21 protein-coding genes and 1 other RNA gene are annotated in these 24,912 nt (G+C 66.6%); 3 read left to right on the top strand and 19 right to left on the bottom strand.

Annotated features, from left to right (window positions below; all coding sequences use genetic code 11):
- Window positions 1–16: 16 nt before the first annotated feature.
- From L9O85_RS06590 to L9O85_RS06545, 10 genes are all read right to left on the bottom strand, one after another.
- Window positions 17–1,036 (bottom strand): L-threonylcarbamoyladenylate synthase, encoded by a 1,020-nt coding sequence (locus L9O85_RS06590; protein WP_301579973.1) that lies wholly within the window; start codon window positions 1,034–1,036, stop codon window positions 17–19.
- A gap of 551 nt (window positions 1,037–1,587) precedes the next feature.
- On the bottom strand, window positions 1,588–2,139 hold the full coding sequence (locus L9O85_RS06585) for a GNAT family N-acetyltransferase (RefSeq protein ID WP_108981298.1): 552 nt from the start codon (window positions 2,137–2,139) through the stop codon (window positions 1,588–1,590).
- The gene (locus L9O85_RS06580; protein ID WP_050624659.1) at window positions 2,132–2,788 is read right to left on the bottom strand and encodes an HAD family hydrolase; all 657 of its coding nucleotides are present in this window, start codon (window positions 2,786–2,788) and stop codon (window positions 2,132–2,134) included. Before L9O85_RS06580 ends, L9O85_RS06585 begins: the two co-directional genes overlap by 8 nt.
- Window positions 2,789–2,800: 12 nt before the next feature.
- On the bottom strand, window positions 2,801–3,070 hold the full coding sequence (locus L9O85_RS06575) for a hypothetical protein (protein WP_301579971.1): 270 nt from the start codon (window positions 3,068–3,070) through the stop codon (window positions 2,801–2,803).
- A gap of 30 nt (window positions 3,071–3,100) precedes the next feature.
- Window positions 3,101–4,159: a peptide chain release factor 1 gene (gene prfA, locus L9O85_RS06570; protein WP_276756111.1), complete on the bottom strand. Its 1,059-nt coding sequence runs from the start codon at window positions 4,157–4,159 to the stop codon at window positions 3,101–3,103.
- Complete coding sequence (locus L9O85_RS06565; protein WP_346015900.1) at window positions 4,083–4,664, bottom strand: GNAT family N-acetyltransferase; 582 nt, start codon at window positions 4,662–4,664, stop codon at window positions 4,083–4,085. The genes prfA and L9O85_RS06565 overlap by 77 nt, the downstream gene beginning before the upstream one ends.
- A gap of 24 nt (window positions 4,665–4,688) precedes the next feature.
- Window positions 4,689–5,315, bottom strand: a complete 627-nt coding sequence (locus L9O85_RS06560) for a YdcF family protein (RefSeq protein ID WP_050624656.1) — start codon at window positions 5,313–5,315, stop codon at window positions 4,689–4,691.
- On the bottom strand, window positions 5,312–7,210 hold the full coding sequence (gene abc-f, locus L9O85_RS06555; RefSeq protein ID WP_301579968.1) for a ribosomal protection-like ABC-F family protein: 1,899 nt from the start codon (window positions 7,208–7,210) through the stop codon (window positions 5,312–5,314). The genes L9O85_RS06560 and abc-f overlap by 4 nt, the downstream gene beginning before the upstream one ends.
- Window positions 7,211–7,303: 93 nt before the next feature.
- A complete protein-coding gene (locus tag L9O85_RS06550) occupies window positions 7,304–8,698 on the bottom strand; it encodes a UDP-N-acetylmuramoyl-tripeptide--D-alanyl-D-alanine ligase (RefSeq protein WP_276756114.1) in 1,395 nt (464 codons plus the stop codon).
- Between the two features lie 4 nt (window positions 8,699–8,702).
- Window positions 8,703–9,755 carry a D-alanine--D-alanine ligase gene (locus tag L9O85_RS06545; RefSeq protein WP_108981303.1) on the bottom strand — a complete coding sequence of 351 codons (1,053 nt, stop codon included), beginning with the start codon at window positions 9,753–9,755 and terminating at the stop codon, window positions 8,703–8,705.
- A 337-nt stretch (window positions 9,756–10,092) separates the two neighbouring features.
- Here L9O85_RS06545 and L9O85_RS06540 point away from each other — a divergent pair, with 337 nt between their 5' ends.
- Window positions 10,093–10,836, top strand: a complete 744-nt coding sequence (locus L9O85_RS06540) for a tRNA threonylcarbamoyladenosine dehydratase (protein ID WP_050624652.1) — start codon at window positions 10,093–10,095, stop codon at window positions 10,834–10,836.
- Window positions 10,837–10,916: 80 nt separating this feature from the next.
- On the opposite strand, the gene L9O85_RS06535 is transcribed toward L9O85_RS06540, so the two are convergent.
- From L9O85_RS06535 to L9O85_RS06520, 4 genes are all read right to left on the bottom strand, one after another.
- Window positions 10,917–12,248 (bottom strand): TRAP transporter large permease subunit, encoded by a 1,332-nt coding sequence (locus tag L9O85_RS06535; protein ID WP_050625483.1) that lies wholly within the window; start codon window positions 12,246–12,248, stop codon window positions 10,917–10,919.
- A 78-nt stretch (window positions 12,249–12,326) separates the two neighbouring features.
- Window positions 12,327–13,949 (bottom strand): N-acyl-D-amino-acid deacylase family protein, encoded by a 1,623-nt coding sequence (locus tag L9O85_RS06530; RefSeq protein WP_301579965.1) that lies wholly within the window; start codon window positions 13,947–13,949, stop codon window positions 12,327–12,329.
- 127 nt (window positions 13,950–14,076) lie between these two features.
- Window positions 14,077–15,666 carry an N-acyl-D-amino-acid deacylase family protein gene (locus L9O85_RS06525; protein WP_301579964.1) on the bottom strand — a complete coding sequence of 530 codons (1,590 nt, stop codon included), beginning with the start codon at window positions 15,664–15,666 and terminating at the stop codon, window positions 14,077–14,079.
- A gap of 158 nt (window positions 15,667–15,824) precedes the next feature.
- Window positions 15,825–16,163 (bottom strand): DUF3870 domain-containing protein, encoded by a 339-nt coding sequence (locus L9O85_RS06520; protein WP_050624649.1) that lies wholly within the window; start codon window positions 16,161–16,163, stop codon window positions 15,825–15,827.
- A 369-nt stretch (window positions 16,164–16,532) separates the two neighbouring features.
- Here L9O85_RS06520 and L9O85_RS06515 point away from each other — a divergent pair, with 369 nt between their 5' ends.
- Window positions 16,533–16,958 carry a DUF6291 domain-containing protein gene (locus L9O85_RS06515; RefSeq protein ID WP_050624648.1) on the top strand — a complete coding sequence of 142 codons (426 nt, stop codon included), beginning with the start codon at window positions 16,533–16,535 and terminating at the stop codon, window positions 16,956–16,958.
- Window positions 16,959–17,185: 227 nt separating this feature from the next.
- On the opposite strand, the gene rnpB is transcribed toward L9O85_RS06515, so the two are convergent.
- Window positions 17,186–17,613: RNase P RNA component class A (gene rnpB / locus L9O85_RS06510), an RNA gene on the bottom strand.
- Window positions 17,614–17,673: 60 nt separating this feature from the next.
- Window positions 17,674–19,212, bottom strand: coding sequence for a sodium:solute symporter family protein (locus L9O85_RS06505; RefSeq protein ID WP_108981305.1), 1,539 nt, complete (start codon window positions 19,210–19,212; stop codon window positions 17,674–17,676).
- A 712-nt stretch (window positions 19,213–19,924) separates the two neighbouring features.
- On the opposite strand from L9O85_RS06505, the gene L9O85_RS06500 reads away from it, so the two are divergent.
- On the top strand, window positions 19,925–20,653 hold the full coding sequence (locus tag L9O85_RS06500) for a YebC/PmpR family DNA-binding transcriptional regulator (RefSeq protein WP_050624646.1): 729 nt from the start codon (window positions 19,925–19,927) through the stop codon (window positions 20,651–20,653).
- Between the two features lie 219 nt (window positions 20,654–20,872).
- Here the strand turns inward: L9O85_RS06500 and ligA are convergent, their stop codons facing one another.
- From ligA to L9O85_RS06485, 3 genes are read right to left on the bottom strand one after another with little or no spacing between them, the layout of a single operon-like run.
- The gene (gene ligA / locus L9O85_RS06495; RefSeq protein WP_050624645.1) at window positions 20,873–22,846 is read right to left on the bottom strand and encodes an NAD-dependent DNA ligase LigA; all 1,974 of its coding nucleotides are present in this window, start codon (window positions 22,844–22,846) and stop codon (window positions 20,873–20,875) included.
- 21 nt (window positions 22,847–22,867) lie between these two features.
- Window positions 22,868–23,578, bottom strand: coding sequence for a sporulation protein YunB (gene yunB / locus L9O85_RS06490; RefSeq protein WP_108981306.1), 711 nt, complete (start codon window positions 23,576–23,578; stop codon window positions 22,868–22,870).
- Window positions 23,579–23,627: 49 nt separating this feature from the next.
- A complete protein-coding gene (locus L9O85_RS06485; protein ID WP_276853109.1) occupies window positions 23,628–24,881 on the bottom strand; it encodes an aminotransferase class I/II-fold pyridoxal phosphate-dependent enzyme in 1,254 nt (417 codons plus the stop codon).
- Between the last annotated feature and the right edge of the window lie 31 nt (window positions 24,882–24,912).

Below are 24,912 nucleotides of genomic sequence, written 5' to 3'. Positions count from 1 at the left end.
TCGCTCCTTTCCTTGGTCAGGCCTCCACGATGTGGAAGCCCGCCGCTTTGTTCAGGCGGTTGGTGACCGCCAGCCCGATCCCTCCGCTGTCCGGGCACTGGGCCCAGATGGCGGAGACGGCGGTGTGGTCGAAGGCCCGCAGGGCGTCGAACACCCGCCGGGCCTGCTCCCCCTTGTCCCCCGCCGGCCCCAGGCTCATGACGGGCCGCGCGCCCCCCGCATACATCGGGAGGAACTCCTCAAAGCAGATGACCCCGTCCCCCGGTCCGGCGTGGGCGGCGATATAGGCCGCGCTCCGCTCCGGCTCCCCGGTGACCACGGTGACGGGGGCCTTGGGGGCGTAGTGGCGGTACTTCATCCCAGGGGCCCGGGGCCTCTCCCCCGCCCCCATCAGCCGGGTGACCGCCGGGTCCACCGCCACCTCCCCCAGGGCCGCCCGCAGCTGCTCCAGGGTGATCCCCCCCGGCCTCAGCAGGCGGGGGGGCGTGCATGTCAGGTCCACGATGGTGGACTCCACCCCCACGGAGCAGGGGCCGCCGTCCAAAATGGCGTCGATCCTGCCGTCCATGTCCTCCAGCATGTGGGCGGCGGTGGTGGGGCTGGGCCGCCCGGAGGTATTCCCCGAGGGGGCCGCCACCGGCACGTCCGCCGCCTGGATCACCGCCCGGCACAGGGGGTGGGCGGGACAGCGCATCCCCACCGTGTCCAGCCCCGCCGTCACCTGATCGGGCACGTTGTCCCGCCGCCGGAGCACCATGGTCAGCGGACCGGGCCAGAAGCGCCGGGCCAGCTCATAGGCCGCCGCCGGGATGTCCCGGCAGTACCGCTCCAGCCAGTCCGCCCCCGGGATGTGCAGGATCAGGGGGTTGTCCTGGGGGCGGCCCTTGGCCTGAAAGATCCGGCCCACCGCAGCGGGGTCCAGCCCGTTGGCCCCCAGGCCGTACACCGTCTCGGTGGGGATGCCCACCAGGCCGCCGGTGCGGAGCAGGTCCGCGGCGGTCTGGATGTCCTGTTGGGAGAGGCGCTTTGTCTCCATCCTTTTCCACTTCCTATCTCTCTTGGGCGCGTGCCCGTTTTCCGAGGGTTCCATCCGGGCGGGGCGTGCCCCCTGTGCAGCACACAGCGGCCCGGCGCGCTGCTTCGTCGGACCCCGTTTTCCCCGCCAGTCTCCCTATGGGGCCCGCGCCTACGCAGGGCGGAACCCCCCTGACAAATCCTGTGACTGAGACCGGCCCGGTGGAAGGACGCCCCCTCATCCGTCACGGCTTCACCGTGCCACCTTCCCCCCAGAGGGGGGAAGGCTTTCCGGGTAGCTGAAAGCCGCCCCTTCGGGATGTTTTCGGTCTTTGTGCAGGGGCGGGCTTGGCCCGCCCGGCTTCAGCGGCAGGGTGTCCCCAAATGGATTCCGCCCCGCAGGGCGGAACCTTTCTGACAAATCATGACTGAGACGGGGACAGTGGAAAGACGCCCCCTCATCCGTCACGGCTTCGCCGTGCCACCTTCCCCCCAGAGGGGGGGAGGTAGCACGGCATATGCCGCGGCACCTTTCCTCTAAGGGAAGGTGTGTGGGAGCTTCTATGGGACCCCTCAAGGGCTTCCAGCAGGCGGAAGCTGTTCCCCCTGCCGGACGGAGAACACGATGTGGAGCATATCCATCCCATAGTAGTGCTTTATGAAAGAGCCCCGCTCCTCCATCCCGATGCACCGAGCTACTCTTTGGGATGCAAGGTTGCTGTCCCGGATGATGGAGAATACCTCCTCAAATTTCAGGGCTGAAAAGGCATGGTCCCGGCAGGCCCGGGCCGCCTCAACGGCGTAGCCCTTGTGCCAGGCCGTCCGCTCCAGAAGATAGCCAACCTCGGGTATCCGTGTGCCATCTCCCAGCCCCTGCCAAGTGAGTCCGCACTGGCCCACCATCTCTCCGGATGTTCTCTCCACTGCTGCCCACAGGCCGAAGCCATCCTTTCGATACCGCGCCTGCTGGCGGCGAAGCCATTCCCAAGCCTCCTGGTCTGAAAAGGCATGCTCATAGGCGTACATTACTGACCGATCCTGAAGCATCCGGCACAGGGCAGGAAAATCTCTGTCCGTCATTTCCCGCAGTATCAGTCGGTCAGTCTCTAAAATAGTCTCAGCCATCTCCCAGCACCGCCTTTACCAGCTCCTCCGGCGTCCGGGCCAGACAGTCGGCCCCCTCCGCCTCCAGCTCCGCCCGTCCGCGGAAGCCCCACAGCACGCCGCAGCTGGTCAGGCCGCCGTTCCTGGCGGTGCGGATGTCCACATCGCTGTCCCCCACGAACAGAGTATCCTCCGGGGAGGCCCCCATCTGCTCCATCAGCCGGTGCAGCAGGGTGGGGTCCGGCTTGGTGGGCAGGCCGGGCAGGGCCCCCTGCACCCAGGGGAACTGCCCCGGGTAGTAGTCCTCCACCACCGGGCCCGCCAGCGCGTGGGCCTTGTTGGACAGCACCGCCGTCCGCACCCCCGCCGCCCTCAGCCGCTCCACCGCCTCCGGCATCCCGGCGTAGGGGGCGGTCTTGTCCGCCCTGTGGGCGCCATAGCGCTCCGAGAACTCCTCCAGGGCCCGGGCCAGCCCCTCCGGCGTCCGCTCCGGGGCCGGAGCAAAGCGCTCCACCAGCCGGGGTATCCCGTTGCCCACGAAGCGCTTGTACTCCTCCACCGTGTGGAGGGGCCACCCGTGCCGGGCGCACACCCAGTTGGCCGCATCCGCCAGGTCGTCTATGGTATTGAGCAGAGTGCCGTCCAGATCAAAGATCACATTTTGGAACATAGCGGCCCGGCCTCACTCGTAGACCCCGATCTCCATGCCCCCCAGCTCCACCCGGGTATCCTGGGGAAACTGGGCCCGCTGGAGATAGGCCTTCACCGCCATCTGGGCGAATTTGGGGTTCACCTTCTCGTCCTCCAGCTCCAGATCCAGCCGTCCGCCGGGGCCGTCCGTCTGGCCGCCGCACACCGCGCCGCCGTCCTCCAGCACCTCGTTCAGCTCGCCCACCACGTCCGCCAGGCTCTTCCCCTGGGGCAGGGCGGTATAGTGAATATAAAAATCCATGTCGGTCCCTCCCGATCCTTTCGTCGTCGTTTACTGGGTCTGCTTCAGCCGCTCCGCCTGGTCGGCGGCGGCCAGGGCGTCCATCAGCTCGTCCAGGTCCCCGTCCATCACGCTCTCGATTTTGTACAGGGTCAGCCCGATGCGGTGGTCCGTGACCCGCCCCTGGGGAAAGTTATAAGTCCGGATGCGCTCGTTGCGCATCCCCGTGCCCACCTGGCTGCGGCGCTCGGCGGTGAACTCGCTGCTGCGCTTCTCCTGCTCCGCCTCGTACAGCCGGGAAGCCAGGATGCGCATGGCCCTGTCCCGGTTCTGGAACTGGCTGCGCTCCTGCTGGCACTCCACCACCATGCCTGTGGGCCTGTGGATGAGCCGCACCGCTGAGGAGGTCTTGTTCACATGCTGGCCCCCCGCCCCGGAGGCGCGGAACACCTGCATCTCCACGTCCGCCGGGTCCAGGTCCACCTCCACCTCCTCCATCTCGGGCAGGACGGCCACCGTGGCGGTGGAGGTGTGGATACGCCCGCCGGACTCGGTCTCCGGCACCCGCTGGACCCGGTGGACGCCGCTCTCGAACTTCATCCGGGACCAGGCCCCGTCCCCCTCGATAGTAAAGGAGATCTCCTTTACCCCTCCCAGTTCCGTCATGTTCAGGCTGGCCACTTCCGTCTTCCAGCGGCGGCTCTCGGCGTACATGGAGTACATGCGGTGGAGGGAGTGGGCGAAGAGGGCGGCCTCCTCCCCCCCCACCCCGGCCCGGATCTCCACGATGACGTTCTTCCCATCGTTGGGGTCCCTGGGGAGCAGCAGGACCTGGAGCTCCCGCTCCAGCCGCTCCAGCTCCTGCCTGGCCTGCTGCTGCTCCTCCTGGGCCAGCTCCCGCAGCTCCGGGTCGGAGAGCAGGGCCCCGGCCTCTTGCTCCCGCTCCCGGGCCCGGAGGTAGGCCCGGTATGTCTCCACCACCGGGGACAGCTCGTTCTGCTCCTTGTTCAGCCGGGCCACCTGGGCGGGGTCGTCATAGGTCTCCGGCGCGGCCAGCCTGGCCTCGATCTGGCTGTATCGGGCCTCCACGGCCGCCAGCTTGTCCAGCATGGGCATGCTCCTTTCCGCTTGATGCCCGCCCCAGGCGGTCCACCATGATATATTCCTCTTCTGTCTCCCGTACTATGCGGAATCCCACTCTCCGATACAGGCGGACCGCCGGGTTCCCCTTCTGCACGGACAGGGAGACCTGACGGACCCCCTCCCGCTCCAAAGCATCCATCATGGCGCGCAGCAGCTCTGTTCCGATGCCCTGGCCCCGGTACTCCGGATACAGCGCCGCCGCAAGGGAGGGCGTCTCATCGTCGATATGTCCGTAGTCATCCATAAGCCGGCACCATACACTGCCCACCACCCGGCTTCCGTCCACCGCTGCCAGAGCCCGGTCCAGCGGTCCACTTCCAAATCCTTGGAAATAGACCCGCAGCTCCGGCCGGTCTGCCGCCGACCTGGGCGGCGGAGCGTCCCCCGGCGGGACGTAGATTGCCTCATAGAGGAGGTCCTTCAGTGTCGCATACTCCTCCACCCGCATATTCCGAATGGTGATCTGATCCACAGCTGCCTCCTCTCCCCCGGCCCCTCACCGGTCCAGGAAAAACGACTTGACCAGGGCCAGCGGCTCCCGCACATACATGTGCAGCCGGGAGGGCAGGTGGCTGGAGGGGGCCGCCAGGGTGGAGACACTGTCATATCCGGCCCGTTCCGCCAGCATCCGGGCCCGGGTCAGGTGGAAGCCGTTGGAGACCACCACCACCCCCTGGGACAGATCACAGCCCTCTGCCTCCAGCAGCTCCCGGGAATAGCGCAGGTTCTGGTCGGTGTTGTGGGACCGCTCCTCCAGAAGCAGCTGGTCCTCCTCCACCCCCCGCTCCATCAGGTAGTCCGCCATGCACCGGGCCTCGGTGACGGGCTCGTTGTCCCCCTGGCCCCCGGAGACCACCACCGTCAGGTCCGGGTGGTCCTCCAGGTAGTCCAGCGCCCGGTCCAGCCGGTCCCGCAGAAGGATGGAGGGCTCCCCGTCGGGCATCACCTGGCAGCCCAGCACCACCATCGCCCGGGGGTCCCCCTGGATATGGTCGTAGGAGCCGTAGAGCACCGCGCCGAACAGCCCGGCAAAGGTCACGGCCCCGGCCAGCACCGCCGAGAGCAGCAGCTTCTGCCAGAGACAGAGCTTCCTTCCTTTATAACTGCTGATCTGCCGCTTCATCCTCTGGCCTCCTCCAGCTCCGCCGACAGGCGCTCCCAAGTCCCGTACAGCTTCAGGATCTCCTCCTCCAGCGCCTCCCGCTGCTCATACAGCTCCTGGAGCTTCAGATAGTCGGAGGCGGCCTCCTCGATCTGGAGCCCAAGCTCGTACATTTGTTCCTCTGCCTTAGCCACCGCCCGCTCGGCGGCGGCCACCTCCTTCTCCAGGTTCTTGGTGCCGCCGGGCCGCCGGGGCTTCTCCTTCTTCTCCGCCGGCGCCGCCGCGGGGGCGGGGACGGCCTGGGCCTGCTTCCTCTCCCGGGCTGCCCGGTACTCGCCGTAGCTGCCCCGGAAGTCAGTGACCTGCCCGTCCTCCAGCACCCACACCCGGGTGGCGAAGCGGTCGATGAAGTAGCGGTCGTGGGAGACGAAGAGCAGGTTGCCCTCGTACTCCTCCACCGCCTCCTCGATCCACTCCCGGCTCTGGATGTCCAGGTGGTTGGTGGGCTCGTCCAGGATCAGGAGGTTGATCTTCTCGTCCATGAGCATGCACAGCCGCAGCCGGGACTGCTCCCCGCCGGACAGGGCGGAGACCGGCTTGAATACGTCCTCCCCCCGGAACTTGAAGGAGGCCAGCCGGTTGCGGGCGGTCTGGGCGGTGCAGTCCAGCTCATAGAGCATGGTGTCCAGCAGGCTGCGCTCCGGGTGGTCGAAGTGGATGATCTGGGGCAGGTAGCCGATCTTCACCGTGGGGCCCATGCGGATCTTCCCCTCGTCGGGCCCCTCCTCCCCCATCAGGATCTTGATGAGGGTGGATTTGCCGGTGCCGTTGTCCCCCAGCAGGGCGATGCGCTCGCCCCCCACCACCTCCAGGTCCACCCCGGAGAACAGGGCGCGCTGGCCGAAGGATTTGGACAGCCCCTTGATGGTGAGCACCTCATCCCCCCGGAACTCCCGCTCCCCGAAGCGGACCTCCATCTTCCGCTCCCGGGTGGGCCTGTCGGTGGTCCGCATCCGCTCGATGCGCTTCTCCATGGACTGGGCCCGCTTGAAGATCTTGTCGTTGCCCGAATAGGCCCAGATCCGCAGCTGCTCGGCGGCCTTCTCCAGCTGCTGGATCTTGGCCTGCTCCTTCTCATACTGCTTCAGCTTCTCCTGGTAGCGGCGCTCCTTCTCCACCACATAGAAGCTGTAATTGCCGGAGTAGAACTCCGCCTTCCCCTCCTGGATCTCGATGACCCGGTCCACCACCCGGTCCAGGAACCAGCGGTCGTGGGAGACCGCCAGCACGGTGCCCTTGAACTTGTCCAGATACTCCTCCAGCCACTCGGTGGCCTTCAGGTCCAGGTGGTTGGTGGGCTCGTCCAGCAGCAGGATGTCGGTGTCCTCCAGGATCAGCCGGCCCAGGTTCACCCGGGTCTTCTCCCCGCCGGAGAGCCGGTCGAAGAGCTGTTCCCGCATCCCCGGGCCGATCTGAAGGCCGCTGCACACCTTGTTCTTCCGGGTGTCGGTGTCATAGCCGCCCCCGGCCTCGAAGGCGGCGGTGAGCTGGTCGTACCGGCGCAGCAGGGCGGGGTCCTCCCCCCGCTCCATCCGGGCGGCCAGCTGCTCCATCTCCTCCTCCATCTCCCGCAGGGGGCGGAAGGCGGTGTCCAATACATCCTCCACCGTGTAGCCGGCGGGGTAGACCGGGATCTGGGAGATCAAGCCCACCCGCTTGTCCGGGGCCAGGACCACCTCCCCCTCGTCCCAGTCCATCTGGCCGGTGAGGATGCGCAGCAGGGTGGTCTTGCCGCAGCCGTTCTTGCCCAGCAGTCCCACCCGCTCGCCGGAGTCCACCTGAAAGGTGAGCCCGTCCAGTATTTTTTTGCCGACCTCAAATTCCTTGACCAGGCCGGAAATGGCGATATCGATCATAACGGTCCTCTGTCTCTCCTGTGTTGGCCTCTGGGAAGGGCCCTCCCGCAGGCGGGCCTTCCAAACGGTCCGTCCGCGGGAGGGCCCTGGGGGTCACTCCGCCTCCGGGGTGATGGAGAGCAGGTAAGCGGTCAGCTCCTCCAGCTCCATCCCGCGGGACGCCTTCACTAAAATGGTGCTGCCCGGCCGGACCAGCTGGTCCAGGACAGGCTTGGCCTCCGCCTTGTCTTTGCAGTGGTACACCAGGGGCACGCCGGAGTTCCGGGCCCCCTGGGCGATGTGCTCCGCCAGCTCCCCCACCGCCACCAGGCAGTCGATGCGGGCCTTGCCCAGGCACTCCCCCACCCCCGTGTGCAGGGCGGGGGCGAAGGGCCCCAGCTCGAACATGTCCCCCAGCACGGCGATGCTCCACTGGCTGCGCCGGTCGGACAGCACGCTGATGGCCGCCCGCATGGACTGGGGGTTGGCGTTGTAGGTGTCGTCCAGGATCACGATCCCATCCCCCCGGTAGAGGATATTCATCCGCATCCGGGTGGGGACGAAGCGGAGGATGCCCTCCACGATCTGGTCCTGGGTGAGCCCGAACCGCTCTCCGATGGCGGCGGCGATGAGGGCGGGGTAGATCATGTGCTCCCCCAGGGCAGGGATCTCCACCTGCCGGTCCATCCGGGGGGTGGTCATCTGGCAGAGGATGCGGCTGTCCCCGTCCCCCTCCAGCCGGCGGGCCCGGTACTCCAGGCCCTCCTCCCGGCCGCAGAAGACGGCGGGCACCGGGGTGCGGCCCCGGAGGGATGCCAGCATGGGATCATCCCCGTTGAGCACCACCAGCCCGCCGGGCCGGATGTGGGGCAGCAGCTCGCACTTGGCCCGGAAGATGTTCTCCCGGCTGCCCAGGCGCTCGATGTGGGCGTCCCCGATGTTGGTGATGACTCCCACGTCCGGCTGGACGATCTCCCCCAGGTAGTCGATCTCCCCCGGGCGGTCCATCCCCATCTCCAGCACGCAGATCTCACAGCTCCTGTCCAGCCGCAGCAGGGTCAGGGGCAGGCCGATGTTGTTGTTGTAATTGCCCTCGGTCTTGAGCACCCGGTACCGGGTGCTCAGCACGGCGGCGATCATGTCCTTGGTGGTGGTCTTGCCCACGCTGCCCGTCACGGCGATGAAGGGGATGGGGAATCGGGCCTTGTACCATGCGGCCAGGTCCCGCAGGGCCCGCTGGGTGCTGGCCACCTTGATATAGAATCTGTCGGGGCGGTAGCTCTCCCGTTCCCGGGCGGTGAGGCAGCCCAGAGCGCCCCCCTCCAGGGCGGCGTTGATGTAGGCGTGCCCGTCGAACCGCTCTCCCACCAGGGGGATGAACAGGGAGCCGGAGTGGATGGTCCGGCTGTCGGTGTCCACCCGCTGGACGATCACGTTCTCATCCCGGAAGTCGCCCAGCAGCGTGCCGTGGACGGCCTCCAGAAGCTGGGCCAGAGTGATGGCTTCCATCTGGTCAGGCTCCTCCTTTTCTGGCTTTCAGAGACGCCTCCACGATGGTCTGGCACAGGGCGCCGTAGCCGATGCCCACCGCGGCCGCCTCCTGGGGCACCAGACTGGTGGGGGTCATGCCGGGCAGGGTGTTGATCTCCAGGAAATAGGGGGTCCCGTCCGGCGTCACGATAAAGTCCGCCCGGGCGTACACGGACAGCCCGATGGTCCGAAAGACGGCCAGCGCCGCCTCCCCCAGCCGCTGCTCCCACTCCGGGGGGATCTGGGCCGGGCAGACCTCCAGGGCCGCGCCGGGCTGGTACTTGTTCTCGTAGTCGTAGAAGCCCTCCTTGGGGATGATCTCGATGGAGGGCAGGGCCCGGTCCTCCAGCACCGCCACCTGGATCTCCCTGCCCTGGATATACTCCTCCAGCACGGTGCGGCCCCCCAGCTTCCGGCTCTCCTCCAGGGCCCGGCGCAGCTCCTGTCCGTCCCGGGCGATGAAGACCCCGATGGAGGAGCCGCTGTCCACCGGCTTGACCACCACAGGCAGGCGGGTCTGCCGGGCAAGCTCCTCCAGGTTCTCCTCCGTCACGGTGACGGAGCGCCAGGCCGGGGTGGTGACCTGACCCGCCACCAGGCGCTTGGTCAGGTCCTTATCCATGGCGATGGCGCTGGCCAGGCAGCCGGAGCCGGTGTAGGGCACTCCCAGCAGATCCAGGGCCGCCTGGATGCGGCCGTCCTCGCCGCAGGCGCCGTGAAGGGCCAGATAGACCACGTCCGCGCCGGCGCACAGCTCCAGCACCCCGGGGCCGATGGACGAGGGGCTCCTGTCCCGGCGGGCGGCGCGCACCTGGGCCAGGTCGGGGGCCTGCCGGCCGATCCGCTTGAACGCTTGGGGCACCGGGGCGTCGTAGAGGGCCTCTGCCGGGCCCTCCACCCCCTCTGTCCCGAAAAACAGGTCCACCAGCGCCACCTGATGGCCCTGCTCCCGCAGGGCCTCGCTCACCATAGCGCCGGAGGACAGGGAGACGTTGCGCTCCGGGCTGAGCCCGCCCGCCAATACCACGATCTTCATCCTATTCAACACCTCATCAGGTCTGTCTTATAATAATATGCCAGCCAAATATTTTAGCACATATCCCTGGAATACTCAATGGCCTTTTCTCATTTTGCCTCCTTCCACGGGAATTTTATCCCTTTTCCCCCGCTTTTGCGCTCTGTCCCGCCCTCCTTGCCGTTGAACTCACCCAAATCTTATGATATGATGGCCCGTGTGGTGACAAAAACAGAGGCCGGATCTGCATCTTTTCCGCAGAGCCCCGGGAAATTCCCTCAGCCGTCACCGCACGCGCCAAGAAAGAACGCTCCGCCCGGCGGGCGGGGCATCCCTTTGGAAAGACGAGGTGGGACCTGTGTCCGATCAATTCTCCCGTTCCCGCATGCTCCTGGGCGACGGCCCCCAGGAGCGGCTCTTCCACGCCTCTGTGGCCCTCTTCGGGGTGGGCGGCGTGGGGGGCTTCTGCGCTGAGGCCCTGGCCCGGGCCGGCATCGGCGCCCTGGATCTGTACGACGACGACACCGTCTCCGAGAGCAACCTGAACCGGCAGCTCATCGCCCTCCACTCCACCCTGGGCCGCCCCAAGGCGGAGGTGATGGCGGAGCGGGTCCGGGACATCAACCCCGCCTGCCGGGTGCGGGCCCTGCGGATGTTCTACCTGCCGGAAAACGCCGGGGAGGTGGACCTGTCCCGGTACGACTATGTGGTGGACGCGGTGGACACCGTCTCCGCCAAGCTGGAGCTGGCCGTCCGCTGCCAGGCCCTGGGGGTCCCGCTCATCAGCGCCATGGGCTCGGGCAACAAGCTGGACCCCTCCGCCTTCTCCGTCTCCGACCTGTCCAAAACGGAGGGCTGCCCCCTGGCCCGGGTGATGCGGAAGGAGCTGCGGAAGCGGGGCATCCACCATCTGAAGGTGGTCTGGTCCCGGGAGGAGCCCCGCGCCCCCCTGGCCCCCCCGGAGGCGGATCTCCCCCCCGGCGGAGACACCCGCCCCGCCTCCTCCCCCCGCCGGGCCGTCCCGGGCTCGGTCTCCTTTGTCCCCGGCGCCGCCGGGCTGGTGCTGGCCGGGGCGGTCATCCGGGATCTGGCCGGTCTCTGACCGCCTCAAAAAAGCTGCCCCCTGTATAGGAACAGACCTATACAGGGGGCTTTTTTCACTCTTTTTCAGTCCCGCCGGGCTCAGCCCAGGATCAGGGGGCCGATGAAGGAGTACGCCACCACGAAGACGCAGGCAAAGGCAACGCTGATCCAGCAGGCCTGGAGGGCCTCCTTGGTGTTGCTGCACTGGGCGGTGCCCAGCTGGCCGGCAAAGTTGGTGGTGGGATAGGCGGAGCCGGTGAGCCGGGTGGCCGCCAGGATGGAGACGGCGAAGCAGCCCATGGGCAGGCCCACCTGGGTGGCCAGACCGCCGAACATGTCGGTGATGATCTGGATCTCCGCCACGGCGGCCGCCTCGATGCCGAAGCCGCCCACCACAGAGGCCACCAGCATGACGGCGGTGGGGCTGTTGCCCGCCAGGCCGCCCAGCAGGTTGGAGAGGGCGTCAAAGCCGCCGCCCAGGGTGACCAGGTTGAGCAGCACGTCGATGCTCACAAAGATCAGGAACATGTTGGCCTGGGAGGCCACGCCCTTGGTGATGCAGTCCACGGAGCGGTCGATCTCGATGCCGCCGAAGATGGCCACCACGGCAGCCAGGACGATCATGACCATCAGGGCGTAGTTGGTGCCCTGCTTGGTGGCGATGCCGTAGCCCACCAGAAGGACAAAGGAGATCAGGAAAGCGACCGTGGTCCGCTTCTGACGGGGGGTGATGACCACCTGATCCAGGTGCTGCACGTCCTCCCCCAGGGCATAGCCCTCCTTGCCGAAGGTGCGCTTCTGGGCGCGGTTCGCGCCCACCCAGGCGCCAGCCAGCCAGAACACGGCGAAGGGGATGGCCGCCTGGATCATCAGCTCGCCGTAGGACAGGCCGGTGACCTCCATGGTGATGAGGGTCACGCCGGTGAGGGGGCCCAGGATCAGGCCGATCTCACCCGCCACCTTGAACAGGGTGGCCACCACGGTGGGGGTGACCCCCAGGGAGGCCATGATGGGCAGCATGATGGGGGCGATGACGGCGTTGCCGCCGCCCAGGGTGCCCAGCAGGCCGCAGACGATGATGGACACCACCACCAGGGCGATCTTGCCTTTGGTCTGGGTGTTCACGCCGATGCGCTTGACGATCCAGTAGACCAGGGTGTGGGTGACCCCCGCCTCGCTCATCAGCACGCCCAGGCCGGCGCCCATCATGATGATGAGGCCGATCAGGGCCGTGGAGGAGCCCAGCGAGGTGGCGAAAGCCTTGGCCATGGCCCCCAGGTCCTGCCCCAGCAGCAGAGCGCCCACCAGCACGCCCACCATGATGGCGGACACGTTGCTCTTTCCCCGGAAGATCAGCACGATCATGACCACCAGGGGGATCAGAGCCAGCAGAGAGGGCGCCTGAATGATAGACCAACTACCTAATTCCATATCTGTTTCTCCCTTCTGTCCGCCCCGGTCCAGACAGGCAGGCCGGGACGGCTCACACATATTGTTTTCTCCCTGTCCTCAGACAGGTCCTCCGCTCTCGCGCCGGATGACCGCCCCCTTTCTCCCTCCGGCAGACCTGCCCTGGCGCAGGGCGAATTCGCCCCCCACCAGCACGTGGCAGATGCCCTCCGGCTTCCGCACGGAATCGGTGAACTCCGAGGTGTCCCGGACCCGCTCCGCGTCAAAGACTGTGATATCGGCGATCCGGCCCTCCGCCAGGGTGCCCCGGTCCCTCAGGCCCAGGATGTCCGCCGGCAGGCCGGTCAGCTTGTACACCGCGTCCTCCAGCGGCATCAGCTGGTGCTCCCGCACCAGCCGCAGGAAGCGGGGGAAGGTGCCGAAGCTGCGGGGGTGGGGGTCGGTGATGGTAATGGAGCGGTCAAAGGACAGGCCGTATCCGTCGCTGCCCACCGCAATGTCCATGTCCTTCATGATGTTGAGCATGTCGCCCTCATCGATGGAGAAGTAGATGCAGGCCACCCGGCCGCCGCAGCAGTCCAGGGCGTGGACCACCGTGTCCGCCGGGGACAGCTTCAGCTCCTCCGCCAGCTCCGCCACGGTCCTGCCCTCCCACTCCGGGCGGCAGCCGTGAGTGCCGGCGATCATCACCCGGTCCGCTCCGCCGCGGTCCTCCATCTCGGCGGCGATCTCCGCCTTCAGCTGCCGGGAGGGGTCCCGCAGCCGCTCCAGCAGGGCGGCGCGGCCTCCGTCGTGGGCCCACTTGGGCACCAGGGCGGTCATAGAGGTGGAGGTGGCGGTATAGGGGTACTGGTCGCAGGTGACGTTCAGCCCCTCCCGCCGGGCGGCCGCCAGCTTGTCCAGCAGCTCCCGGGAGCGCCCCCACTGGGGCCTGCCCATCAGCTTCAGGTGGGAGATCTGCAGGTGCACTCCAGAGCGGCGGGTGATGTCCAGCATCTCGTCCACTGCCTGGAAGATGCGGGGCCCCTCGTTGCGCATATGGACGGTGAGCAGGGCGTCGTACTTCTTCAGCACCTTGGCCAGCTCCACCAGCTCCTCCCGCTTGCAGAAGGCGCTGGGGGGATAGATCAGCCCCAGGGACATGCCGAAGGCGCCCGCCCTCAGCTCCCGCTCCAGCAGGTCCTTCAGCCGCTCCATCTCCTCCGGTTCAGGGTCCCGGTCCACAAAGCCCATCACCGCCCCCCGCAGGGTGCCGTGGCCCACCAGCTGGCCGTAGTTGGCGGTGCAGCCGTGGGCCGCCACCGCCCGGGCATACTCCTCCACCCCGTACAGGCCGTCCAGGCTCCGGTCCTTCTCGTTGAGGACCACCTGACTGAACATGCTGGTGTCATCAAAAAAGTATTGGACGATCTCCCGGCTGTTCTCCGGCAGGCTGGGCAGGATGGAGGTGCCGCAGTTGCCGGTGATCTCGGTGGTGATGCCCTGGAAGAGCTTGCTCTCCGGCTGGAAGCTGAGCAGGGGGCAGGCATCGGAGTGGCTGTGGATGTCGATGAAGCCCGGGGCCACCGTCAGCCCGGACACGTCCACCACCTCCCGTGCCTTCTCCCCCGCATCCGGGGCGATGCGGGCGATGCGCCCGTCCCGGATGCATACGTCGGCGGCATAGGGCCGGGAACGCGTTCCGTCCACCACCGTGCCGCCCCGCAGAATCAGATCATACAAGGCTCCTTCCCTCCTTTTTTCTCCAGAGGCCCGCCGGGGGAGCCCTCAGCTCCCCCGGCCATCTCTCCCCGGAAAGGGGAGGGATGACCGCCGCGGCGGTCCCTCTATATTGGCAGGCCAGATTGTCTCAGACCTTCTTCAGCACCGTGCCCGTTCTGGAGCCGGTGGCCGCGCCGTCCTTCAGGGCGAAGGTGCCCCCCACCAGCACGTGGCGGATGCCCGCCGGCTTTTTCACCGAGTCGGTGTACTCCGACAGGTCCCGCACCTGCTCCGGGTCAAAGACCGTGATGTCGGCGATCCGGCCCTCCTCCAGGGTGCCCCGGTCCTTCAGGCCCAGGATGTCCGCCGGCAGGCCGGTGATCTTGTACACCGCGTCCTCCAGGGGCATCAGCCTGTGGTCCCGGGCCAGCTCCAGGAAGCGGGGGAAGGTGCCGAAGCTGCGGGGATGGGGGTTGGTCCGGGTGATGGACCGGTCATAGGAGAAGCCGTATCCGTCGCTGCCCAGTGCGATGCGCATGTCCCTCATGATGTTCAGCATGTCGTCCTCGTTGATGCAGAAGTAGATGCAGGCCACCGAGCCCTCGCAGGCGGACAGCACATGCATCACTGTGTCCACCGGGGACAGCCCCAGCTCCTCCGCCAGCTCCGCCACGGTCCTGCCCTCCCACTCCGGGTGGTAGCCGTGGGTGCCGGAGACCATCACATGGGCCGGGCCGCCCCGGTCCTCCATCTCCGCCGCCGTCTCGTCCTTCAGCCGCTGGTCGGGGGCCTTGACCCGGGCCACCAGGGCGGACACGCCGCCGTCGTGGGCCCACTTGGGCAGCAGGGCGGTCATGGAGGTGGAGGTGGCAGTGTAGGGGTACTGGTCACAGGTGATGGTCATCCCCTCCTGCCGGGCCGCCTCGATCTTGTCCAGTAGCTCCTGGGAGCGGCCCCACTGGGGCTTGCCCATCAGCTTCAGGTGAGAGATCTGCAGGTGCACCCCGGAGCGGCGGGTGATGTCGATCATCTCATCCACTGCCTGGAAGATGCGGGGCCCCTCGTTGCGCATGTGGACGGTGAGCAGGGCGTCGTACTTCTTCAGCACTTTGGCCAGCTCCACCAGCTCCTCGCTCTTGCAGAAGGCGCTGGGGGGATAGATCAGCCCCAGGGACATACCGAAGGCGCCCGCCTTCAGCTCCCGCTCCAGCAGGTCCTTCAGCTGCTCCATCTCCTCCGGTTCAGGGTCCCGGTCCACAAAGCCCATCACCGCCCCCCGCAGGGTGCCGTGGCCCACCAGCTGGCCGTAGTTGGCGGCGCAGCCGTGGTCCGCCACCATCCGGGCGTACTCCTCCAGGCCGGACACTCCCAGCTGGGGCAGGCTCCCGGCGGGCAGCTCCAGCTGGCTGAAGAAGTAGCGGCCGATCTCGTCCCGGCTCTCCGGCGTGCTGGGCAGGATGGAGATGCCGCAGTTGCCGGTGATCTCGGTGGTGATGCCCTGGTGCAGCTTGCTCTCCGGCTCATAGTCCACCAGGGGGCAGGCGTCAGAGTGAGTGTGGATGTCGATGAAGCCGGGGGCCACCGCCAGTCCGGACACGTCCACCACCTCCCGGGCCTCCTCGCCGCCCTCCGGGGCGATGCGGGCGATGCGCCCCTTCCGGATGCAGATGTCAGCGGCATAGGGCTGGGAACGCTTCCCGTCCACCACCGTGCCGCCCCGCAGGATCAGATCATACATAGGGATACCTCCATTCTTTCTGCTGTCTCGCTTGTCTGTTGGGATGCAAAAGGACGCACCTGCCCGGCGGGGCGTTCCGTCCCGCTGCGGTTCAGTGCGTCCTGCTACTGGATGGCAGAAAGGACAAGTCCACTTCCCGCCGCATAGCAAAATGCTGACTATTCACGCGCCTGACTGGTGCTGTCCAGGAACTTCATCCGGGCGGACCGGGCGGCGGCGTACAGCACCCGCTTGGAGTCCCCCAGATAGTTGTCCAAAAGGCTGTTCCGGATCTCCTCCAGGTCGTCCACCAGGCTGTGCCCCACAAAGACGGAGCGGAGGAAGCGCCGGGTCAGCTCGCAGACCATATTGGTGTCTGCGTCCACGATCAGGCCGGTGGCCCGTTCCACCACCAGGATGAGGATCACCTTCTCGTGGGCCAGGTAGATGGGGTTGGTCTTCTCCGGGCGGGCGTCCCCCACCACGCAGATATGCTCCCCCGGGTTGAAATCCAACATAAAAAACATCCCTAAGTTTGTTGCTGTTATCAAATTACCACAAAAGCGGGGCCTTGTCAACCGCCCCGCTCCAACATCCCAGGAAAATCACTGTGTCAGCCACAGCTTTTTCGTTGTGGCTGAGGCGAGGTTTGGATGGAAAGATGTTCTTGACAGCGCTCCCGTCCCCCCGCGGGGAAAAACGGTCCTCTCCCCCCTCTCTCCTCCGCCGCCCGGCGCGGCACCGTGACCATCGCTCTTCCTATCACTATAACAGAGATAACAATGACATTTTCTATTTCTCTGACTGTTACTGTTACGGGGCCCTAATTGCACGGAAATGTGCCACTTTCTCCCCCCTTTTCCGTTAGGAGTAAGGAGGGATGCGGATTGGAGAACGCGAAACGGGGTTTTGTTTTCTACTTTGACAACTACTTTGTGGTGGAGGACCTCCCCCCGGACCAGCGGGGGTGGCTGCTGTCCGCCCTGTGCGTCTATGCCGAGCGGGTGTGGCGGGACCCGTCGGTGACCATGGAGGAGATCCTGGACCACTACCCCCAGATGTCCGGCCAGACCAGGATCGCCTGCGGCTTTCTGGGAGCGGCCGTCCTGCGGGACACCCAGCGGTGGCTCAGCCAGCGGCAGGCCCGGGCCCTGCGCCGCCAGCAGGGGGACCGTCCGGGCAGGCCCCCGGCTCCCGCCCGGGAGCGCTCCTGGAGCCGGGAGCAGGACATGGAGCTGACCCGGAAGCTGGCCGCCCGCCTGCGGGAGGAGGCGGCCATGGCGGAGGCAGGGGGAGCAGAGGGACAGGACTGACAGGACCGCATGGGCGCACCCATGCGGTCTGTTATCCCGAGTGGTGAAGGTGAACTGGCTGCCGCCGGCACAGGTCCTGTCCCTGGCGGCCGCGATGGCCCGCCGGCAGGTGCCTGCTCTTCCGACGCCGGTCCTGTGATGCCGGAGAACGCGGAGATCCACTTAAAAAGAGCATGGCCAACACACAAAAAAAGAGTGAAGGATCTCCCTCCACTCTTTTTTCTGAAGATGCAAGTAAGCCTGTAAGCCGGGTTCTGTCTTTTAAGACAGCCATCTATCTCGACGCACCGTTGCCGGTGCGCTCCAGCCGCCTCCCTGGGACGGTCGGGCCGACCTGTGTGTCCCTCCACGGCGTTGCTCCGGATAGAGTTTACAGCGACGGACAGTTCCCAGCCGTCGGGTGAGCTCTTACCTCACCTTTCCACCCTTACCTCACCGGCGCAAGTTTCATATCCCTCGCTTCCCCCAAGGGAAAGCTCGCTCATTCCACCGCGCCTCCTCCCCCGCTCACGGGGGATCGAGGCGGTATATCTCTGTTGCACTTTTCCTAGGGTCGCCCCCGGCGGGTGTTACCCGTTATCCTTGCCCTGCGGAGCCCGGACTTTCCTCACAGGCGGGCCTTTCGCCCCGCCCGCGCGGCTGTCCAGCTTACTTGCCCGTCTATGATACAGGAAAACCGGCGGATTGTCAAATCCATCTGCGGATGACCCGCCGCTCAGTCTCCCAGGGCCTCCCGCTGGGCCACGATGACGGGCTTGTTGTAGCAGGAGAAGGCGTCCTCCACCAGCACCGGGTCGGGCTTGCGGGTGAAGAGGCTCACCACCGGCACGATCACCAGTCCGGCCAGCATGCAGAAAGCGCCGGCGTTGATGGGCGACTGGAGCAGAGCTGGAAAGCGGGAGCCCACGAAGATGTTGGACAGCATCACCACAGTGGAGAAGAGAAAGCTGGCCCAGCAGGCGGCGGAGGTGGCCTTCTTCCAGTACAGGCCGTAGAGGAAGGGGGCCAGGAAGGCGCCCGCCAGCGCGCCCCAGGACACGCCCATGAGCTGGGCGATGAAGGTGACGCTGGACCTGTACTGGATGATGGCCAGCACCACGGAGATGGCGATGAAAACCACGATCAGGCCCCGGATGATGCGGATCTGGCGCTTCTCATCCATATCTTTGATGAAGTGGTCCTTCAGGAAGTCCAGGGTGAGGGTGGAGCTGGAGGCCAGCACCAGGGAGGACAGGGTGGACATGGAGGCGGAGAGCACCAGGATGACCACCACGGCGATGAGCACATCGGACAGTCCGGAGAGCATGGTGGGGATGATGGAGTCATATCCGTTGGCCGCCACGTCGATCTGGTCGGAGAAGAGCCGCCCGAAGCCGCCCAGGAAGTAGCAGCCGCCGGCCACCAGCAGGGCGAATACGCTTGAAATGACGGTGCCCGTCTCGATGGCCTTCTCGTCCCGGATGGCGTAGAACTTCTGGACCATCTGGGGCAGGCCCCAGGTGCCCAGCGAGGTGAGCAGCACCACGCCCAGCAGGTTCAGGGGGTCGGGGCCGAAGAAGGAGGCGAAGACGCCGGGGATGTCAGAGACGGCGGGGTCGCTCACCTGGGCCAGTCCCTCCAGGGCGGCCATAAAGCCTCCCTGGCTGTTGAGGACGGCGGCGATGACGGCGCAGATGCCCACGATCATGATGATGCCCTGGATGAAGTCGTTGATGGCGGTGGCCATGTAGCCGCCGGCGATGACATACACCCCGGTGAGGACCGCCATGACGATGACACACACGGAATAGTCGATGTTAAAGGCCATGCCGAACAGGCGGGACAGTCCGTTGTACAGCGAGGCGGTGTAGGGGATGAGGAAGATGAAGATGATGACTGAGGCGGCGATCTTCAGCTTGTCGCTGCCGAAGCGCTTGCCGAAGAACTCCGGCATGGTGGCGGAGCTGAGGTGCTGGGTCATGATGCGGGTCCGGCGGCCCAGCACCGCCCAGGCCAGCAGCGAGCCCAGCAGGGCGTTGCCGATGCCCGCCCAAGTGGCCGCAATGCCGTACTTCCATCCAAACTGTCCAGCGTAGCCCACGAAGACCACGGCGGAGAAATAAGAAGTGCCGTAGGCGAAAGCGGTGAGCCAGGGACCCACAGAGCGCCCGCCCAGCACAAATCCGTTCACATCCGTGGCGTGGCGGCGGCAGTACAGGCCGATGCCCACCATCACGCCGAAGAACACGATCAGCATACCCAGTTTGACGATCATAGCGATCACACTCCCAAAAACTTTCTCGCGTTAAACTGTAACGCACAAAAGCAATAAAGTCAAGAGTTTTTTTCAGCTGATCCTCCCACGCCTCCGGGGCGGCTGGAAGCCGCCCGAAAAGCCTTCCCCCCTCATGGGGGAAGGTGGCGCGGCGTATGCCGCAACGGATGAGGGGTCTTCCCTCCCTCGACCCCATATCAATCCTTAGGATCTGTTAAAGAGGTTCCGCCCTGTGGGGCGGGTTTCTTTCTGAGCGATCAGAAAGAAACCAAAGAATCGCCGGGTGACGCTCCCGGCGGGACCACGGCTCCACATCCGTTCCGCCTAGGTCCCGCAGTCCGCTTTCCCCCGGACCCCCGATGCCGGGGACACGGGCCTTGGGTATGGCGCCGGCGTCCGGCGCGGGTGGGGGATGACACCCGCTTCCCCCGTTTGTGCTGCCGCCGTTGGTGGGTCCAATGGGCGCGCAGACCCCACGGTGGTGTCGCGCCTACCCTGGCAGAATAGGGACAGCCGGTGTAAAACCGGCGGGCGCATGATATGCGCCCCTACGCAAAGACCGAAGGGAATCCCGTATTTCGTCAATTCGCCTGAAATCTTTCTCCCCGGCCCCCGATGGGGCAGACTGTCCCCATCCAGGGGTTGCAAAGGACAGGGAGAAGTGATATAATACCATCGCTTTTTAATGAACTCAGAGAAGGGAACGAGAGATATGTCCGGACATTCCAAGTGGCACAATATCCAGAAGACCAAGGGCGCGGCGGACGCCAAGCGGTCCCAGATCTTTACCAAGATCGCCCGTGAGATGATCGTGGCGGTCAAGACCGGCGGCAGCGGCGACCCCGCCAACAACTCCCGCCTGGCCACCGTCATCGCCAAAGCCAAGGCCGCCAACATGCCCAACGACAACATCAAGCGCACCATCGACAAGGCGCTGGGCTCCGGCAACACCGACGACTTTGAGAACGTGGTGTATGAGGGCTACGGCCCCAACGGCGTGGCCGTCATCGTAGAGGCCCTCACCGACAACCGCAACCGCACCGCCCCTGAGGTGCGCCATCTGCTGGACAAGTACGGCAAGGGCCTGGGCGCCACCGGCTGTGTGTCCTGGTCCTTTGACAAGAAGGGGGTCATCGTGCTGGACGCCGAGGACCTGGATGAGGACACCGTGATGATGGACGCCCTGGATGCCGGCGCCGACGACATGCAGGCTGACGACGAGGTGTTCGAGGTCTACACCGATCCCGACGCTTTCAACGCCGTGGTGGCCGCCATGGAGGCCAAGGGCTACACCTTCCTGGAGGCGGGCGTGCAGATGGTGCCCCAGAACTATGTGAAGCTCACCGATGAGGAGGACATCAAGAACATGACCAAGCTCATCGAGTTCCTGGAGGACAATGACGACGTGCAGAACGTCTACCACAACTGGGAGCAGGACTGATCCCTCCGTCCCTGCCGTCAAAGAGCGGGACCGCTTTCGGGCGGTCCCGCTCTTGTTCTGTCCCTGTGCTCCCGGAGCCTGCCGGGCCCTCATCTCCATGCGGGACGCGGCCTCGCCCCTCTCCCCCCTCTTCCGGGGAAAACACCGAGCGGCAGGGCTGACGCCCCGCCGCTCCAGTCCAGACGATCCAACTCTCCAAATGCCCTGCTGGCCCTCCACTCACTCCATGAGCCGGAAAAATTCCTCCTCGCTGAGCACTGGGACGCCCAGCTCCTGGGCCTTGCGCAGCTTGGAGCCGGCAGCCTCCCCCGCCACCACATAGGTGGTCTTCTTGGACACGGAGGAGGCCGCTTTGCCCCCCCGGTCCTCGATCATGGCCGCCGCCTCCTCCCGGGTGAGGCGCTCCAGGGCGCCGGTCAGCACGAAGGTCATCCCCGCAAAGCGCTGGTCCTCCCCCTTCTCCGCGGCTGCGGTATTCACCCCTGCCTCCCGCAGCCGGGCCATCAGGTGCCGGCTCTGGGGGCTGGCCATCCACTCCAGGACGCTCCGGGCGGTGATCTCCCCGATGTCGTCCACGGCGGTGAGCTCCTCCAGGGTGGCGTTCTCCAGGGCCTCCAGGGTCCCAAAGCGGGCCGCCAGGACCTTGCCCGCCTTCTGCCCCACCTGCCGGATGCCAAAGGCGTAGATCAGCCGGGACAGGTCCTGCTCCTTGGAGCGCTGGATGGCGGCCATCAGGTTTTCCGCCGACTTCTTGCCCATCCGCTCCAGCTGGGCCACGTCCTCCTCCTTCAGGAAGTACAGGTCGCCGGGGGTCTTCACCAGCCCCGCGTTCACCAGGTTCTCCACCACCGCGATGCCCAGGCCCTCGATGTCCATGGCGTCCCGGCTGGCGAAGTGGGCCAGATTGCGCAGCAGCTGGGCGGGGCACTCCGCTCCGGTGCAGCGGATGTGGGCCCCGTCCTCCTCCCGCTCCACCGGAGCGCCGCACACCGGGCAGACCTGGGGGAAGCGGTAGGGCTGGGTGCCTTCCGGCCGCTCCTCCGCCACCACGGACAGCACCTCCGGGATGATCTCCCCCGCCTTTCGGACCAGCACCGTGTCCCCGACGCGGATGTCCTTCTCCGTGATGAAGTCCTGGTTGTGGAGGGTGGCGCTGGTCACGGTGGTCCCCGCCAGCCGCACCGGTTCCAGCACCGCTTTGGGGGTGAGCACCCCGGTGCGGCCCACCTGGACCGTGATGTCCACCACTCTGGAGGGCTTCACCTCCGGGGGGTACTTGTAGGCCGCCGCCCAGCGGGGGAATTTGGCCGTGCTGCCCAGCAGCTCACGTTCTGACAGGTCATTTACCTTTACGACCGCTCCATCGATATCGAAGGGAAAGCTGTCCCGCTCCTCCCCGATCCGTGCGATGCGGGCAACCGCCTCCTCCACCTGGTCACAGCTGTAATGCGGGATCACTTTAAAGCTGTGTGTTTTCAGGTACTCCAGGGTTTCCAGATGGGTGCTGAAGGTCTCCCCCTCCACCCACTGGACGTTGAACACCAGGATGTCCAGGCGGCGGCGGGCCGCCACCTTGGGGTCCAGCTGCCGCAGGGAGCCGGCGGCGGCGTTGCGGGGGTTGGCGAAGAGGGGCTCCCCCCGCCGCTCCCGCTCCTCATTGAGGGCGTGGAACACCTTCTTGGGCATGAACACCTCCCCCCGCACGATCAGCCTGGCGGGGGCGTCAGGGATGACCATGGGGATAGACCGGACGGTGCGCAGGTTCTCGGTGACGTCCTCCCCCACCCGGCCGTCCCCCCGGGTGGCCCCCCGGACGAAGACCCCGTCCTCATACTCCAGCGCCACCGAGAGGCCGTCCACCTTTGGCTCCACCACATAGCGGGCGTCCGGCGCCGCGCCCCGCACCCGCTGGTCAAACTGGCGCAGCTCCTCAAAGTCGAATACGTCCTGGAGGGACTCCAGGGGCACCCGATGGACCACCTGCTGGAAGGCGTCCAGGGCCTTCCCCCCCACCCGCTGGGTGGGGGAGTCTGGGGTGATCCACTCCGGGTGGGCTGCTTCCAGCTCTTCCAGCCGGCGCAGCTTGTGGTCGTAGTCGTAGTCCGTCATGGTGGGGGCGTCCTGGACATAATACTCATAGTTGGCCTGCACCAGCTCCCGGCGCAGGCACTCCAGCTCCTGTTTTTCATCCATGAAAGGCATCTCTCCTCTGTATCACGCGGCCCCGTTCAGGGTCAGATATGTGTCAGGCACCGCCCCAACAATGACGGTCTCCGCCACCCGCAGGCCGGTCTCTACGGTCAGCTCCGTCTGCCCGCCGGGCAGGATCAGCGTCACGGGGACGGCCACCTCCAGCTCGATGCGGTGCAGGGTCTGGTTCACCCCCGCCTGGGAGAAGTCGCTGCGGAATTCCGCCGACACCGTCCCCACCCGCAGGGCCCGCACCCGCAGCTCCGGGCCCCGGGCCCACACCAGTTCGCTGTCCACCAGGCTGCCCAGGGGGATGCGGATCTCGGAGGCGTCCACCCCCTCCAGTGCGGAGAGGATCTGGGCCACCAGCTGAGCCCGCAGCTGGTTCAGGGCCGCCATATCGGTGGTCATGGCGGTGATGGCCCCGGAGGCGTCCCGCTGGATGGTGACGAAGTCCCCGTAGTCCACGTCCCGCTCCGCCAGGTCGGCGGCGATGGCCCGGTCGATAACGGCGGTAAGGGCGTTGGCTGCCTGGGCCCGGGCCGCCGCCTCCACCAGGGGGCGCAGCTGATGCTGGAGCCACCCCACGATCCCGGCGGCCAGGGCCAGGGCCACCAGGGCGGTGAGCAGCCACCCCCGCCCCCGTCCTCCCCCCGGTCCCCGCCGGGGCGCCCGTCCCCGGAGGGGCGGGTCCAGCCGCCAGCGGACGGCCCGCAGGCGGCATCGCATATCCATATCCTCACCCCCTATGGGTCAGGATATTCATCAGGGCGCTTGGCCTATGTCAATCTTTCCCGCCCAGCAGCTCCTGCACCGCCAGCAGCACGCCCAGCCGGCCCGACTCGAAGGTGAGGCCGCCCTGGAGATAGACGGTGTAGGGGGGGCGCATGGGGGCGTCGGCGGACAGCTCGATGGAGGCCCCCTGGACGAAGGCCCCCGCGGCCATGATGACCTGGCAGTCGTAGCCCGGCATGTCCCAGGGCTCCGGCGTCACATAGGAGTCCACCGGCGCGCCGAACTGGATGCCCTTGCAGAACTTTTTCAGCGCCTCCGGCTCCCGCATATGGATCATCTGGATGATGTCGTGGCGGACGGAGGAGGAGGCGGGCTCGGTCTCATAGCCCAGCAGCTCCATCACGCCGGCGGCGAAGACGGCGGTCTTCACCGCCTGGGCCACCGTGTGGGGGGCCAGGAAGAGCCCCTGGTAGAGCAGGCGGTTCTGCCCCAGGGTGCAGCCGCACTCCCCGCCGATGCCCGGTGCGGTCAGCCGCATGGCCGCCCCCTCCACCAGGTCCCGGCGGCCGGCGATATATCCCCCCGTGGGGGCCAGTCCGCCGCCGGGGTTCTTGATGAGGGAGCCCACCACCAGGTCCGCCCCCACATGGGTGGGCTCTTGGGTCTCCACGAACTCCCCGTAGCAGTTGTCCACCAGGACGGCGGCGCCCGGGTTGACCTCCTTTACGATGCGGCACATCTCCCCGATCTCCGCCACCGACAGGGAGGCACGGGTGGAGTACCCCTTGGATCGCTGGATCAGCACCGCCTTCACCCGGGGGTCCGCCGCCGCCCGGGCCAGCCCCTCCAGGTCCGGGCAGTCATCCTTCAGCTCTACCTGCCGGTATTCCACCCCGTAGTCCCGCAGGGAGCCGTGGCCCTTGTCCGCCGTGCCGATGGCCCCCATCAGGGTGTCATAGGGGGCCCCCACCGCGGACAGGAGCACATCCCCCGCCTTCAGCGCCCCGAAGAGGGCGCAGGTGATGGCGTGGGTGCCGTTGACGAACTGGATGCGCACCAGGGCCGCCTCGGTGCCGAACAGGTCGGCGTAGATCTGGTCCAGCTGGTCCCGGCCCAGGTCGTCATACCCGTACCCGGTTGTGCCGGCAAAGTACCCCTCTGCCACCCGGTGCTTCTGGAACGCGGACAGCACCCGGGCGGTGTTCTCCTCGGCAATGGCGTCGATGCGTGCAAACTGCTCCGCCAGGCCCTGCCGGGCCTTCTCCCCCAGGTCCAGGACCCGCTGGCTTATCTGTAATGTCATATTCCTTGCTCATTCCTATCTTTCTTTGGTT

The organism is Lawsonibacter asaccharolyticus (assembly GCF_022453915.1).
GTDB lineage: Bacteria > Bacillota > Clostridia > Oscillospirales > Oscillospiraceae > Lawsonibacter > Lawsonibacter asaccharolyticus.
Note: the sequence above shows the minus strand (reverse complement) of the source record. Positions and strands in the feature narration are given on the sequence as shown.

Coding starts and splice junctions, on each gene's coding strand:
- L9O85_RS06590 (WP_301579973.1), bottom strand. CDS start 1,036: ATGGAGACAAAGCGCCTCTCCCAACAGGACATCCAGACCGCCGCGGAC.
- L9O85_RS06585 (WP_108981298.1), bottom strand. CDS start 2,139: ATGGCTGAGACTATTTTAGAGACTGACCGACTGATACTGCGGGAAATG.
- L9O85_RS06580 (WP_050624659.1), bottom strand. CDS start 2,788: ATGTTCCAAAATGTGATCTTTGATCTGGACGGCACTCTGCTCAATACC.
- L9O85_RS06575 (WP_301579971.1), bottom strand. CDS start 3,070: ATGGATTTTTATATTCACTATACCGCCCTGCCCCAGGGGAAGAGCCTG.
- prfA (WP_276756111.1), bottom strand. CDS start 4,159: ATGCTGGACAAGCTGGCGGCCGTGGAGGCCCGATACAGCCAGATCGAG.
- L9O85_RS06560 (WP_050624656.1), bottom strand. CDS start 5,315: ATGAAGCGGCAGATCAGCAGTTATAAAGGAAGGAAGCTCTGTCTCTGG.
- abc-f (WP_301579968.1), bottom strand. CDS start 7,210: ATGATCGATATCGCCATTTCCGGCCTGGTCAAGGAATTTGAGGTCGGC.
- L9O85_RS06550 (WP_276756114.1), bottom strand. CDS start 8,698: ATGGAAGCCATCACTCTGGCCCAGCTTCTGGAGGCCGTCCACGGCACG.
- L9O85_RS06545 (WP_108981303.1), bottom strand. CDS start 9,755: ATGAAGATCGTGGTATTGGCGGGCGGGCTCAGCCCGGAGCGCAACGTC.
- L9O85_RS06535 (WP_050625483.1), bottom strand. CDS start 12,248: ATGGAATTAGGTAGTTGGTCTATCATTCAGGCGCCCTCTCTGCTGGCT.
- L9O85_RS06525 (WP_301579964.1), bottom strand. CDS start 15,666: ATGTATGATCTGATCCTGCGGGGCGGCACGGTGGTGGACGGGAAGCGT.
- L9O85_RS06520 (WP_050624649.1), bottom strand. CDS start 16,163: ATGTTGGATTTCAACCCGGGGGAGCATATCTGCGTGGTGGGGGACGCC.
- L9O85_RS06505 (WP_108981305.1), bottom strand. CDS start 19,212: ATGATCGTCAAACTGGGTATGCTGATCGTGTTCTTCGGCGTGATGGTG.
- L9O85_RS06500 (WP_050624646.1), top strand. CDS start 19,925: ATGTCCGGACATTCCAAGTGGCACAATATCCAGAAGACCAAGGGCGCG.
- ligA (WP_050624645.1), bottom strand. CDS start 22,846: ATGGATGAAAAACAGGAGCTGGAGTGCCTGCGCCGGGAGCTGGTGCAG.
- yunB (WP_108981306.1), bottom strand. CDS start 23,578: ATGGATATGCGATGCCGCCTGCGGGCCGTCCGCTGGCGGCTGGACCCG.
- L9O85_RS06485 (WP_276853109.1), bottom strand. CDS start 24,881: ATGACATTACAGATAAGCCAGCGGGTCCTGGACCTGGGGGAGAAGGCC.